The organism is Pseudomonas lutea (assembly GCF_000759445.1).
Classification (GTDB): domain Bacteria; phylum Pseudomonadota; class Gammaproteobacteria; order Pseudomonadales; family Pseudomonadaceae; genus Aquipseudomonas; species Aquipseudomonas lutea.
In genome coordinates, this window is the sequence record NZ_JRMB01000001.1 from 1061355 (window position 1) to 1075767 (window position 14413).

At 62.4% G+C, this 14413-nt stretch carries 8 protein-coding genes and 1 pseudogene; 6 read left to right on the forward strand and 3 right to left on the reverse strand.

The window, feature by feature from the left end; translation table 11 throughout:
- Positions 1-15: 15 nt before the first annotated feature.
- Genes LT42_RS04380 through LT42_RS04390 form a run of 3 tightly spaced genes read left to right on the forward strand, consistent with a single transcriptional unit; the run spans position 16 to position 4459 of the window.
- On the forward strand, positions 16-1623 hold the full coding sequence (locus tag LT42_RS04380) for a carboxyl transferase domain-containing protein (RefSeq protein WP_037010250.1): 1608 nt from the start codon (positions 16-18) through the stop codon (positions 1621-1623).
- Between the two features lie 14 nt (positions 1624-1637).
- Positions 1638-2495, forward strand: a complete 858-nt coding sequence (locus LT42_RS04385) for a gamma-carboxygeranoyl-CoA hydratase (RefSeq protein ID WP_037010252.1) — start codon at positions 1638-1640, stop codon at positions 2493-2495.
- Positions 2495-4459 carry an acetyl/propionyl/methylcrotonyl-CoA carboxylase subunit alpha gene (locus tag LT42_RS04390; RefSeq protein WP_037010254.1) on the forward strand — a complete coding sequence of 655 codons (1965 nt, stop codon included), beginning with the start codon at positions 2495-2497 and terminating at the stop codon, positions 4457-4459. The genes LT42_RS04385 and LT42_RS04390 overlap by 1 nt, the downstream gene beginning before the upstream one ends.
- Before the next feature lie 675 nt (positions 4460-5134).
- Here LT42_RS04390 and LT42_RS04395 read toward each other — a convergent pair.
- Positions 5135-8619: pseudogene (locus LT42_RS04395) on the reverse strand (indolepyruvate ferredoxin oxidoreductase family protein).
- A gap of 210 nt (positions 8620-8829) precedes the next feature.
- On the opposite strand from LT42_RS04395, the gene LT42_RS04400 reads away from it, so the two are divergent.
- The 3 genes from LT42_RS04400 to LT42_RS04410 all read left to right on the forward strand — a co-directional run bounded on the left by LT42_RS04400 (position 8830) and on the right by LT42_RS04410 (position 12504).
- Complete coding sequence (locus tag LT42_RS04400; protein ID WP_037010256.1) at positions 8830-9297, forward strand: Lrp/AsnC family transcriptional regulator; 468 nt, start codon at positions 8830-8832, stop codon at positions 9295-9297.
- Between the two features lie 1329 nt (positions 9298-10626).
- On the forward strand, positions 10627-11166 hold the full coding sequence (locus LT42_RS04405; RefSeq protein WP_037010258.1) for a DUF4880 domain-containing protein: 540 nt from the start codon (positions 10627-10629) through the stop codon (positions 11164-11166).
- Positions 11167-11361: 195 nt separating this feature from the next.
- The gene (locus tag LT42_RS04410; RefSeq protein ID WP_037010259.1) at positions 11362-12504 is read left to right on the forward strand and encodes a M14 family metallopeptidase; all 1143 of its coding nucleotides are present in this window, start codon (positions 11362-11364) and stop codon (positions 12502-12504) included.
- Positions 12505-12700: 196 nt separating this feature from the next.
- On the opposite strand, the gene LT42_RS04415 is transcribed toward LT42_RS04410, so the two are convergent.
- On the reverse strand, positions 12701-13255 hold the full coding sequence (locus LT42_RS04415) for a cytochrome b (protein WP_037010261.1): 555 nt from the start codon (positions 13253-13255) through the stop codon (positions 12701-12703).
- Positions 13252-14337, reverse strand: a complete 1086-nt coding sequence (locus LT42_RS04420; RefSeq protein ID WP_037010263.1) for a catalase family peroxidase — start codon at positions 14335-14337, stop codon at positions 13252-13254. Before LT42_RS04420 ends, LT42_RS04415 begins: the two co-directional genes overlap by 4 nt.
- Positions 14338-14413: the final 76 nt, after the last annotated feature.

The window sequence follows — 14413 nt, forward strand, 5'->3', positions numbered from 1 at the left end:
AGCGCCGGAGGCCTTATGACCACTCTGCACACCCAGCTCAACCCGCGCTCCCCGGAGTTCGCCGGCAACGACGCGGCCATGCGCAAACAGCTCGACGCGCTGCGCAATCTACTCGAACACGCTCAACGCGGTGGCGGCGCCAAAGCGCAGGAGCGCCACACCTCGCGCGGTAAATTGCTGCCCCGCGAGCGCATCAATCACCTGCTGGACACAGGCTCGCCATTTCTGGAGCTCAGTCAGCTCGCCGCCCATGACGTATACGGCGAAGACGTGCCCGCCGCAGGCCTTATCGCGGGCATTGGCAGGGTCGAAGGCGTGGAATGCATGATCATCGCCAACGACGCGACGGTTAAGGGCGGCAGTTACTACCCGCTGACGGTGAAGAAGCACCTGCGCGCCCAGGCGATTGCCCAGCAAAATCGTCTGCCGTGCGTTTATCTGGTGGATTCCGGTGGCGCCAATCTGCCACGCCAGGACGAGGTCTTCCCTGACCGTGAGCACTTCGGCCGAATCTTCTTCAACCAGGCGAACATGAGCGCCGACGGCATCGCGCAGATCGCCGTCGTGATGGGCTCGTGCACCGCGGGTGGCGCCTATGTACCGGCAATGGCCGACGAAACCATCATGGTGCGCGAGCAGGCGACGATCTTCCTTGCCGGCCCCCCGCTGGTGAAAGCGGCAACGGGCGAGGTGGTCAGCGCTGAAGACCTGGGCGGGGCTGACGTGCATTGCAAGGTCTCGGGTGTGGCCGATCACTACGCCGACAGCGATGCCCACGCGCTGGCGCTGGCCAGGCGCTGCGTGGCCAACCTGAACTGGCGCAAGCTCGGTCAGCTGCAAACCCGCCCGCCCATGCCGCCGCTGTACCCCGACCACGAGCTGTACGGCGTCATCCCCGCCGATGCCAAGCAGCCGTTTGACGTGCGCGAAGTCATCGCGCGGCTGGTCGACGAGTCGCGCTTCGATGAATTCAAGGCCCTGTTCGGCACCACGCTGGTGTGTGGTTTCGCTCATCTGCACGGCTACCCCATCGCCATTCTTGCCAACAACGGCATCCTCTTCGCCGAGGCCGCGCAAAAAGGCGCGCACTTCATCGAGCTGGCCTGCCAGCGGGGCATTCCGCTGCTGTTCCTGCAGAACATCACCGGGTTCATGGTTGGCCAGAAATACGAAGCCGGCGGCATTGCCAAACATGGCGCCAAGCTGGTCACGGCAGTGGCCTGCGCCAGGGTGCCGAAGTTCACGGTGATCATCGGCGGCAGTTTTGGAGCCGGTAACTATGGCATGTGCGGTCGCGCCTACGACCCGCGCTTCCTGTGGATGTGGCCGAACGCCCGGATCGGCGTGATGGGTGGCGAACAGGCGGCGGGCGTGCTGGTGCAGGTCAAGCGCGAGCAGGCCGAGCGCAACGGCCAGGCGTTCAGCGCTGAAGAAGAGAGCGCGTTGCGCCAACCGATCCTGGATCAGTACGAGCATCAGGGGCACCCCTTTTATTCCAGTGCACGGCTGTGGGACGACGGCGTTATCGACCCGGCGCAAACGCGCGAGATTCTCGGCCTGGCCATCAGCGCGTCGCTTAACGCTCCCATCGAACCGACGCGCTTCGGCGTGTTCCGGATGTGACCAAGGATTGCCCCATGAACGATTTCGCCACACTCGATATTGTTCGCGACCCGCGCGGGTTCGCCACGCTCTGGCTGAACCGCCCGGAGAAGAACAATGCTTTCAATGCGCAGATGATCCGCGAACTGATCATCGCGCTGGACCGTTTGCAAAAGGACGACAGCCTGCGCTTCCTGGTCCTGCGCGGCCGTGGCCGGCACTTCAGCGCCGGCGCCGACCTGGCGTGGATGCAGGAGTCGGCCAATCTTGACTACAACACCAACCTGGGCGACGCCCGTGAACTCGGCGAGCTGATGTACAACCTCGCCAAGTTCAAGGCGCCGACCCTGGCCGTGGTGCAAGGCGCGGCATACGGCGGCGCGCTGGGCCTGATCAGTTGCTGCGACATGGCCATTGGCGCCGAGGACGCGCAGTTCTGCCTGTCAGAAGTGAAGATCGGCCTCGCGCCTGCGGTGATCAGCCCCTTCGTGGTGCAAGCCATTGGTGAACGCCATGCACGTCGCTACGCGCTGACGGCTGAACGCTTCGATGGCACCCGAGCACGGGAAATCGGCCTGTTGGCGGACTGCTTCCCTGCTGCCGAACTTGAGCAGCAGCTGGACGCCTGGATTGCCAACCTGCTGCTCAACAGCCCCCAAGCCATGCGCGTCAGCAAAGATCTGCTGCGCGAGGTGGCCGACGGGGAGCTGACCCCTGCCCTGCGCCGCTATTGCGAAAACGCCATCGCGCGCATCCGGGTCAGCGCCGAAGGCCAGGAAGGCCTGCGCGCCTTCTTGCAGAAACGCGAACCCGCGTGGCGCGGCGAGCCCTCCACTTCAAAAGGCGCGGACAGTCTGCAGGGCCCGCGCAGCCCCCTAGGAGAACCGCAGTGATGAGCGTCCTGCACACTAAACAGCTGAGTTCGGTGCTGATCGCCAACCGCGGTGAAATCGCCTGCCGGGTCATGCGCACCGCCAAGGCCATGGGCCTCACCACGGTTGCCGTGCACAGCGCCACGGACTGCAACGCACGACACGTGCGCGAGGCCGACATCGCCGTCAACCTTGGCGGCAGCAAGGCCAGCGAGAGCTATCTGCAGGTCGATGCACTGATCGAGGCTGCCAGGGCCAGCGGTGCTCAGGCGATTCATCCGGGCTACGGTTTTCTTTCCGAAAATGCCGGCTTTGCTCGCGCCGTCGAGGCTGCGGGGCTCGTTTTTCTCGGCCCGCCCGCCTCGGCGATCGACGCCATGGGCAGCAAGTCCGCTGCCAAAACCTTGATGGAGGCTGCTGGCGTCCCGCTGGTACCCGGTTATCACGGCGATGCCCAGGACGCTGCGACCTTTCGCGAAGCCGCTGCACGAATCGGTTACCCGGTGCTGCTAAAGGCCACGGCGGGCGGCGGCGGCAAAGGCATGAAGGTGGTCGACCGCGATGAGGATCTGGCTGATGCGCTGGCCTCGGCGCAGCGTGAGGCGCTGTCGTCGTTCGGCGATTCGCGCATGCTGGTCGAAAAATACGTGCTCAAGCCGCGCCATGTGGAGATCCAGGTGTTCGCCGACCAGCACGGCCAATGCCTGTACCTCAACGAGCGCGACTGCTCTATTCAGCGCCGTCACCAGAAGGTCGTCGAAGAAGCGCCGGCACCCGGGCTGACCGCGCAGATGCGCCAGGCAATGGGTGAGGCGGCCGTGCGGGCTGCTCAGGCAATCGGCTACGTAGGCGCCGGCACGGTGGAGTTTTTGCTGGATGCGCGTGGCGAGTTCTTTTTTATGGAGATGAACACGCGCCTGCAGGTCGAGCACCCCGTCACCGAAGCGATCACTGGCCTGGACCTGGTGGCCTGGCAGATCCGCGTGGCGCAGGGCGAGCCGTTGCCGATCACCCAGGCCGAGGTCCCGCTGAAGGGTCACGCCATCGAAGTACGACTGTACGCGGAAGACCCCGCCAATGACTTTCTACCGGCAACCGGGACGCTCGCGCTGTACCGCGAATCTGCGCCCGGCCCGGGAAGGCGCGTCGACAGTGGCGTGGCCGAAGGTGACGAGGTGTCGCCGTTCTACGACCCCATGCTCGGCAAACTGATTGCCTGGGGCGAGACCCGCGAAGAAGCACGTCTGCGTTTGCTGGCGATGCTCGACGAGTTCGCTATTGGTGGTCTGCGCACCAACCTCGCGTTCCTGCGCCGCATCATTGCGCACCCGGGGTTCGCCGACGCCGAGCTGGACACCGACTTCATCCCCCGTTATCAGCAGGATTTGCTCCCGCCGCCTGCTGAATTGGCTGACGCGTTCTGGCCGCTGGCAGCCCAGGCTTACCTGAGTACCGCACCCTCGCGGGTCAGGGCGGACGATGCGCACTCTCCCTGGTCGTCGGTGAACGGGCTGCGCCTTGGGGGACACCGCGAGGCGACGCTGAACCTGGTGTGCGGGATGCACACCAGGAGCGTGGCGCTACGCGTTGACCCTCATCACAGCGTTCGGCTGTCGGGCGAGCACCTTGAGGTCGAGCGGGACGGTGTGCGCCGGCAAATGCTGGCCATTCGCAGGGCCGATACGCTTTACCTGCGCTGGCAGGGTGAGATGCACGCCGTGCGCAACTTCGATCCCGTCGCCGAAGCGGATTCCAGCCACGCGCATCAAGGCGGGCTCAGTGCCCCCATGAACGGCAGTATCGTTCGGGTGTTGGTCGACGTCGGCGAGCAGGTTGAGATTGGGACAGCGCTGGTGGTGCTGGAAGCCATGAAAATGGAACACAGCATTCGCGCCAACACCGCGGGCACCGTGGCAGCGCTCTACTGCGCAGAAGGCGAGATGGTCAAGGAAGGGACGGTGCTGGTCGAGCTGCAAACTGACTGAGGAACTCAAAACGCAAGCTGGCCAACGGAATCTGTAGGAGCCGGCTTGCTGGCGAACGCGTTTCTTCAGCTGCCAGTTGCGTACCTGACACACCGCATTCGCCAGCAAGCCGGCTCCTACAGCTTAGGATCGCGGGGGATCATTTACACCGGGGTGAACTCGAACGTGGGACTGAGGGACGCTGCTGGAGCCGGCGGCAGGAGAAAATGTAGGCACCGGCTTGCTGGCGAACGCGTTTCTTCAGCTGCCGGTTGCGTACCTGACACACCGCATTCGCCAGCAAGCCGGCTCCTACCGTTTGGGATCTTGAGAAATCATTTATATCGGGGGTGAATTCGGGTGTGGGACTGAGGGATTCTGCTGGAGCCGGCGGCAGCAGAAATTTGTAGGAGCCGGCTTGCTGGCGAACGCGTTTCTTCAGCTGCCAGTTGCGTACCTGACACACCGCATTCGCCAGCAAGCCGGCTCCTACAGCTTGGTATCACGGAGGATCATATATACCGGGGTGAACTCGAATGTGGGACCGGCTTTAGCCGGGAAAGCGTCGGTTGTCACACCAAAAAGCAGCGAGTGAATACGGCCGCTTCCCGGCTAAAGCCGGTCCCACGAAAGCATCGCTTACCCAATCACGAGTGAAGGAGGCCTTACTGGCCTCCTTGTTCTTGCGAAGCGTTCTTACGCAGCCACTTCGTACAGCTTCAGCACTTCTACCTCACCGCTGACCAGCGCCTGACGCATCCGCGCAGCCTGCAAAGCCGCCGCTTTCATGGCGCTTTCCTTGACGTGACCGTAGCCGCGAATCTTCTCCGGCAGGCGGGCCAGGCTCAATGCCGTGTGCCGGTTATTGGCACTCAGATGGCCAAGGATCAACTCGACATCCGCCACGTAGGCCTCGATCAATTCACGCTCCTGACGCCGCTCCAGACTGCGGCCGAACGGGTCAAGCGCCGTGCCGCGCAGGAATTTGAACCGTGCCAGAACATCGAATGCTTTCAGCATCCACGGCCCGAAGCTGCGCTTGCGCGGCGCTCCGGTTTTCGCATCGCGCTTGGCCAGCCACGAGGGCGCCAGGTGAAACTCGATCCGGTAGTCGCCTTCAAACTGGGCTTCCAGCTGGCGAGTGAAATCGCCGTTGCTGTACAGCCTCGCCACCTCGTATTCGTCCTTGTAGGCCAGCAACTTGAAGTAGTTGAACGCCACCGCCTCGGTCAACGCAGGCGCTTGCCCGGGAACAGCCGTGCCTCAGCGTCACGCACACGGTTTACCAAGGTCAGATAACGCTCACTGAGCGCACCGTTTTGATAGGCGATCAGCGCGTGGACATTGCGCGTGACACGTTCTTCCAGGGTCAGTTGTTCCGGCTCCGGCGCAGGGCTGGAGCGCGGATTGGCCGCCGCTTGCACCGCGGGCAGGTCAAATGCTGCACGGCGACCCCACAGAAACGCCTGCTGGTTCAGATTGACTGCAACGCCATTGAGCTCGATGGCTTTTTCGATGGCTGCGGAGGTCAACGGAATCAGCCCCAGCTGGAAGGCATAACCGAGCATGAAGAGGTTGCTGGCGATGCTGTCGCCCATCAGCTTGGTCGCAAGATCAGTGGCCTGCACAAAATGCGTTTTCTCCGCGCCCACGGCTTCGCGCAGTGTTTGCATCATCGCCTCAGCCGGGAACTCCGCGTCAGGGTTGCGGGTGAACTCGGCGGTGGGTGTTTGCTGGCTATTAACCACGGCATGGGTTTTCGCGCTATTGAGCTTGGCGATGGCGTCCGGCCCGGATGCCACCAGCAGGTCGCAACCCAGCAGCAAGTGTGCTTCACCGGCCGCAATGCGCACGGCGAACAAATCCTCTTGCCGCGCAGCGATACGGATATGGCTGACCACAGGACCAAATTTCTGCGCAAGGCCCGCCTGATCGAGCACGCTGCAGCCTTTACCTTCCAGGTTCGCAGCGTAACCCAGCATCGCGCCGACGGTGGTGACCCCGGTGCCGCCGACTCCCGGCAGCAGGATGTTGTACGGCTGGTCGAGGCTCGGCAGGGTCGGCTCTGGCAGCTCGGCGAACGCCTGCGCCTGCTTGGGCAACTGAGGCTTGCGCAGCTTGCCGCCATGCACCGTCACGAAGCTGGGACAGAAGCCTTCGACGCAGCTGAAGTCCTTGTTGCACGCGCTTTGATCGATCTCGCGCTTACGGCCTTCCGGCGTTTCTTTCGGCAATACCGAGAGGCAACCCGACTTAACGCCACAGTCACCGCAGCCTTCGCACACGGCCGGGTTGATGATCGCGCGCTTGTCCAGATCAACCAGGGTGCCGCGTTTGCGGCGGCGGCGTTTTTCGGTGGCGCAGGTCTGGTCATAGATGATCACCGACACGCCTTTGAATTCCCGCAGCTCGCGCTGCACGCTGTCGAGGTCGCTGCGGTGGTGGAACGTGGTGATCGGTGCGAACTGCTCGCGGCTCGGGTACTTTTCCGGCTCGTCCGAAACCAGCGCAATGCGCTGCACGCCTTCATTGAACACCTGCCGGCTGAGCTGGTCGACGCGCAGCACGCCATCGATCGGTTGCCCGCCCGTCATCGCCACGGCGTCGTTGTAGAGAATCTTGTACGTGATGTTGACCTTGGACGCGACCGCAGCCCGCAGCGCCAGGTGCCCGGAGTGGAAGTAGGTGCCGTCGCCGAGATTCTGGAACACGTGGGGCGTTTCGGTGAACGGCGCTTGACCAATCCAGGTCACGCCCTCGCCGCCCATCTGGGTAAACGTGTCGGTTTCCCGGTCCATCCAGATGGTCATGTAATGGCAGCCGATGCCGGCCAGCGCGCGACTCCCTTCCGGGACCCGTGTCGACGTGTTGTGCGGGCAGCCCGAGCAGAAATGCGGCGTGCGCTGAGTCTTAAACAAGGGTGCGGCGAGGGCCTTTTCCTTGTCCTGCAGGAACTGCAGACGGGCTTCGATTTTCGGGCTGCTGTAGATCGGGGCAAGTCGCTTGGCGATGACCCGGGCGATCATCGCGGGCGTCAGTTCGGCCAGATTGGGCAGCAGCGAACGGCCCTCTTCGTCGAACTCGCCGACAACACGAGGACGCTGATCAACGGGCCAGTTGTACAGCTGGCCGGTCAGCTGATCCTCGATCACGCTGCGTTTTTCCTCGACCACGAGAATTTCTTCAAGACCCTCGGCGAAGCCATGCACCGAGACTGGTTCCAGAGGCCAGCTCATGCCGACCTTGAGCACGCGGATGCCCACCGATGCGCAGAGTTCTTCGTCGATGCCGAGCTCTTCCAGCGCCTGGCGCACGTCCAGGTACGATTTGCCGGTGGTGATGATGCCCAGCCGCGGTTGTGGCGAATCGATCACCACTTTGTTGAGGTTGTTGGCCCGCGCAAACGCCCGCGCCGCATAGATTTTGTAGGTGTTGAGCCTTGCCTCCTGGGCAAGGGGCGGATCAGGCCAGCGAATGTGCAGGCCGCCCTCGGGAATCTGGAAGTCTTCAGGGATGCGGGTCTGGATGCGCAGCGGGTCGACTTCAACCACCGCGGAAGAATCGACGTTTTCCGCAATGGTCTTCATCGCCACCCAGCAACCGCTGTAGCGCGAGAGCTCCCAGCCGATGATCCCGTAATCGAGAATTTCCTGGACATTGCTCGGGTTGAGCACCGGGATCATCGAGGCGATGAACGCGTGTTCGCTCTGGTGCGCGATGGTCGAAGATTTACAGCCGTGGTCGTCGCCCGCGAGGATCAACACCCCGCCGTTTTCCGCTACGCCGGCCGAGTTGCCGTGTTTGAAGACGTCCCCGCAACGGTCGACGCCCGGGCCCTTGCCGTACCAAAGGGCGAACACGCCGTCATATTTGCCGTGGGGGAACAGGTTGACCTGCTGACTGCCCCATACCGCAGTGGCCGCGAGTTCTTCGTTGACGCCGGGCTGGAAATGAATGGCGTTCTGCTGGAGATACTCCTTGGCGTCCCACAGGCTCTTGTCGAGATTGCCCAGCGGCGAGCCCCGGTAGCCGGAGATAAACCCGGCGGTGTTCAGGCCGCGGGCTTCGTCGCGCTGCTTTTGCAGCATCGGCAGCCGGGTCAGGGCTTGCGTTCCGGTCAGGTACAGATTGCCGGTTGCGAGTCGGTATTTATCATCCAGACGAATATCGGCCAGGGACATTCAGGCACTCCTTTATTGTTATTAGTGCGTTTTGAATGCGGCGCAGTGTCTTTATGAGCTCCACTTGCGCCTCGCCATCGGGACGGTTCAGCCCGACGGTCACAAGCAAAATACTGCCTGCCCGGCGCAGGCTTTTTCTTTCTAAATCGCCGCGAATCTGCTCATATCGTGCATGCCTGTTCCTGTTCAATAATAAAAAAGGGTCAATTCATGCAGGTTAAGCTGAGCCCCATCGATCGCAAGATTCTCCGCCTGTTGCAACATGATGCAGACCTCTCCGCCGCGGAGATCGCCGAGCGCGTCGAGCTGTCCCAATCGCCGTGCTGGCGGCGCATCAACCGCCTGGAAGAAGAAGGCATCATCGAGCGCAAGGTCGCCCTCCTCAACCCGGCCAAACTGGGGCTGACCATGACGGTGTTTGTGGACGTCAAACTGTCCGGTCACGGGCGCAAGTACCTGACCGAGTTCGAGGAGGCGATCACCGGATTCCGTGAAGTGCTGGAGTGCTACACCATGGCGGGCGACATGGATTTTCTGCTCAAGGTGGTGGTGCAGGACATCGCCAGCTACGAGCGTTTCCTGCGCGATCATCTGCTGCAAAGCCCCCATGTTCAGGAAGCGCATTCAAACATCGCGATGAGTGTGGTCAAGCGCACCACGGAATTGCCGATCGACTGAAGCGGTTGCGGTTGATGGTTACGCTGACGGTGGCTAATCGGTAAACCTGGCGCTGCCGCAGTGAGCGCTGGGTCGCCACGTGCATGAACGGCGAGCTTCGATACTGTAGGAGCCGGCTTGCTGGCGAACTCGTCGTATCAGTAATGAACATATCGACTGTCACACCGCATTCGCCAGCAAGCCGGCTCCTACGGACGACCACCCGCGCCGCAGACCTCCGGGCGTACAGTAAATCTGGCGCTGCTGAAGCGAGCGCGGCGTCGCCACATGGATGAAAGGCACTACCCGATACTGTAGGAGCCGGCTTGCTGGCGAACTCGTCGTATCATAATGAACATATCGACTGTCACACCGCATTCGCCAGCAAGCCGGCTCTTACGGACCACTACCAGCGCCGCAGACCTCCGGGCGTACAGTAAATCTGGCGCTGCTGAAGCGAGCGCGGCGTCGCCACATGGATGAAAGGCACTACCCGATACTGTAGGAGCCGGCTTGCTGGCGAACTCGTCGTATCATAATGAACATATCGACTGTCACACCGCATTCGCCAGCAAGCCGGCTCTTACGGACCACTACCAGCGCCGCAGACCTCCGGGCGTACAGTAAATCTGGCGCTGCTGAAGCGAGCGCGGCGTCGCCACATGGATGAAAGGCACTACCCGATACTGTAGGAGCCGGCTTGCTGGCGAACTCGTCGTATCAGTAATGAACATATCGACTGTCACACCGCAATCGCCAGCAAGCCGGCTCCTACGGACGACCACCCGCGCCGCAGAACGCGCCTGGCGTCCATGCTCCGATGCGGCGGCCGGTTAGACGGCGGGCCAGACAGACGCCATGAGGTTTGTGTCCGAAACGATCAGCGGATCAATCGGCAGCCGGCATCCACTCTTTTCGCCAGGGCGCGAAAAAAGCATTGACTCTCAAATGATAATGATTATTATTGAGCGCATCCGGTCGCGAGACTGGCTGGTAACCCGGAAGCCTTAGGTCGGCTTCCAGATTATCTCCTCATCAGGCTAATCACGGTTTTTGACCCGGCTTTTTGCCGGGTCTTTTTTTATGCCCTTTGCAGGTCTGTGTTCGGTCGGGTGCAGCGTCTTCAGGCTAATGAAGAGGGTCGACAGTGGTCTGCCGTTTCGATGGGGCGCATCATAGCAAATCGATAGAGGTTTTAGCGGCTCCTCTGGTGCAAAATCTGAAACATCAGGCAAAGCATTTGTTTCACAGTGGCCACCCTCAGCCCGCCCTATTGCACCGCACTCTCCCGCTGCGACCAACGACACGTTTTTTTTCGCCACAGCGCCTATGCACAGTGAGTAAGACGCCATGACTCAGCCGCTCGACTCGTTGATGACCGCCTCTGCCGTTCACGCCGCCCAACAGGCAAGCCCGCAGACGGACGCATACCGCCGGCGCCTGCAGCGACAGCCGCGCAAGGTCCAGCAAGTATTCCTGCTGAGCCGGCTCGATAACCTTTCCTATTCCGATATCGCCCGACTGCTCGGCGTAGACGCCAGTGGGGTCGAGCGTTGCATGATGGCGGCGCTTGAGCATTGCCTTGGCGACCCGGCCGAAGACGATTCCTTCCGGCCCGTTTTGCTTCAGGGCCTGGCCTGGTATGTCCACCTGCAGAGCTCCCAGGCCACGGCCAGCCAGCGCATCGAGTTCCGCCACTGGCTCGATGCCGACCCCCGGCACCTGGCGGCGTTTGAAGAAAGCGAGCGTTTTTGGCGGGCCCTGCATGCGCCTGCGGTCACCTTGGGCGCCAGTGGCTGGCATCGACGCAGGCCGCGCGTGTGGTTCGGCTGGCTGCTGGCGACCACGCTGCTGTGTGGCCTGCTGGTCACAGCCGAGCTGTACAGTTGAAGCGTTTCGCCGAGGTGCTGGGCTGAGGTGCAGGGCCGAGCAAGGTCATGCCCCTTTTAGAGAATATTCTGTCGCCGTCCCCCAACCTGTTGCGTGTAAAGTAACCGACACAACAGCCCTGCGGGGCAGTCGGGCCATGCGCCGATTGCCTCCCGATGGCGCAGCGTTGGCATTCACGCATTCAGGACTTCCCCCGTGACTCAAACCGCCCTTACCCTCACCGCCGATTTCGACAGCGGCAATATTGTTGTGCTGGACGCCAGCAACCCTCAAGCGGTGCAACTGGCTATTCGGCCTGACACCAAGAGCGCGCATTTCCAGTGGTTCCATTTCAAGGCTGACGGGCTGCAGGTCGGCCAACCCCACGGTTTCAGCCTGACCAACGCCAGCGAATCGAGCTACAACGGTGCCTGGACCGGCTATAACGCCGTCGCTTCGTACGATCAAAAAACCTGGTTCCGGGTGCCGAGCCACTTCGACGGCAAGGCGCTGAACTTCCAGCTCACCCCGACCGAACCCCAGGCATGGTTTGCCTATTTCGAACCCTACAGCCGCGAGCGCCACGAATGGCTGGTCGAGCAGGCCCTGACCGGCGCGGGCACCGAGCTGCTGGCGACGGGCAAGAGCGTTGAAGGCCGCGACATTCCATTGCTGCGCAAGGGTAACGGCGCGGCCGGCAAGCGCAACATCTGGATCATCGCGCAACAGCACCCAGGCGAGCACATGGCCGAGTGGTTCATGGAGGGCATCATCGAACGTCTGCAGGAAAACGATCCCGAACTGCAAGCCCTGCTCGCCTCGGCGGACCTTTATCTGGTCCCGCACATGAACCCGGACGGCTCCTACCATGGGCACCTGCGCACCAACGCCCAGGGCAAGGACCTCAACCGTGCGTGGCAGGACGCGACCCCCGAGTTGAGCCCGGAGGTGTTTTTCGTCAAGGAGCAGATGGAAAAGTACGGCGTGGACATGTTTCTGGACGTGCACGGCGACGAAGAAATCCCCTACGTGTTCACCGCCGCCTGCGAAGGCAATCCGGGGTACACCGCACAACAGAAAACCCTCGAAGCCGATTTTCGCGCAAAGCTAGGCGCGATCACCCGGGACTTCCAGAGCCGTTACGGCTACCCGAAATCAGCGCCTGGCCAGGCCAACATGAACCTGGCGTGCAACAGCGTCGGCGAACGCTACAAGTGCCTGTCACTGACCTTGGAGATGCCTTTCAAAGACAACGACGACGCACCGGATGTGGTCACCGGCTGGTCCGGTCAGCGCTCCAAAAAGCTCGCCCGGGACGTGCTCACCACACTGAGCCAGATGGTCTCGGTGCTGCGCTGATCTGAAACCCTGCGTGCTTTCGGGCAAGACCGCGCGCGCGATTCACTCCGCGGGCGGTCCTGGGTTTCAGATTGGTTTATCGGCTTAGAATCAGCGCGCCCGCTCCGGCCGCTTCCCGGCTGAAGCCGGTCCTACTGCAGGCCCGAGTCCATGCCGACAACGAAGCAGCGCGCACCGTCCCTGGTCAAAACGGCCACTAGCGCTTTGAATCCCCCAACTTGCCCCGCAGCATGCTGTCCAGCACTTCATCACGCCGTACCCAGCCGTGAAACAGCGCAGCAGCGAGGTGCGTCAGGATCGTCAGAAAGAACAGATACGCCAGATATTCATGGGCCCTGCGCAGCACGGCAAAGGTCTGCGCGTCAGCGGCGACGATCGAAGGCAGGCGCACCGAACTGCCGAGCATGACCGGGTCCCCGGCGGCTGAAATCATCGCCCAGCCAATCAGCGGCATGGCCAGCATCAACCCGTACAGCACGTAGTGAGAGAGCTTGGCCGCCAGCGCCTGTACGGCCGGCAAGTCGACGGGCAATGGCGGCGTGCGCGTGTTCAAACGGACAATGATCCTGACGATCACCAGCAGCAGAATCGCAATGCCGAGAGGCTTGTGCAGGTTCAGCAGCCACTCGTGCCGCTGCGACACCGATGCCACCATCCCCGCGCCGATGAACAACATGGCTATGACCATCAACGCCATCAGCCAGTGCAACAGGCGCGCCAGTGGGGCGAAATGCTTGACGGGCGTACTCATGGTTGTTTCTCCTGCGCGGGCTCGGATTTCAACTGATCGACTTCTGCGGTGCGACGCATGTAAGACGCCGCGTAGGCCGCCGAACGCGCGGCGAGCAACGGGTCGTCCGAGCCCTCGATGCCGCTGGGCAGAATCAGTGGGTCAAAGTTGATGTCGCGGCAATCGCCGTCCAGTTGCGCGGTGTCGCCGTTGATCACAAGAGTCCCGGCGTTCACTGTCTTATGCTCCCCTGACCAGGCCTTGGAAGCGTCGTTGATCGGATCCCCGGCATTGGCCAGCGTCAGAATCAGGTCCCAGCGCTGCGGGCCGGCAGCAAGCTTTTCGGTCAGATCCTTGTCCAGATAATCCTTGGCATCCGGCGCCGGCGATGCTCCGGTGGCGTGCGGCACCAGGCTCCAGCGCACCGGCTGACGCTTGCCGCTGCTGTCTACCAGGATGAACGCGTTGACGCTGTTGTAGGTCTCGGTCACAAAACTGGCGGATGGCTTGGCGGTCTTGACCCAGGCCAGAAAAGGCTGGGCTTCCGGGTGTGCGGCAAAAAACGCTGGCGGCTTGGCGGGGTCGGGCTTGCCGGTCTTGGGGTCCGGGGCGGTGGCTATCTGCAGGTCGACAAAGGCTTGCGGGGTGCCCACCGGGAATACCGGCATGCTGTTCATGCCTGTGCGCCATTGCTGGCCATTGGGCTGGGTGAACTGCAGGGCGAAACTGCGCAGCGGCGCGGCGCTGTCCGGGGAGTAAGGGTTACCGGTCGGCAGTGCCAGGCGCCCGATGACCGGCGTGCGCCCGCTGGCGAAGACTTCAGCTCTGGACAGGCTGGCGGCGGCGCCATTGCTTTCGAAATCGCCGGCGACGCAGATGCCTTTGGGATGGTTACGGCGGTAACCGGGGTGGACACCGTTATTGTGTTCGAACACGTCGACGACGCGCGCAGGGGTCAGCCTTTGCGGGTCAAGGCTGCCGTTGACGTACGCGAATGCACCGGCGGCGACCAGCACGATCAGGCCAATGCCGGCCAGGCGTGCCAGCTTCGCGGGCGTGCTCAACGGGGGTTTGTGGGGATACGGCGGTTCACGGTCGATCATCAGTCACTCCGGGCTTTTAGCCTCTGGACAGCGGGTGGTGTGGGACGCAGGCAACAGGCCTTTATTCCCGTCGGCA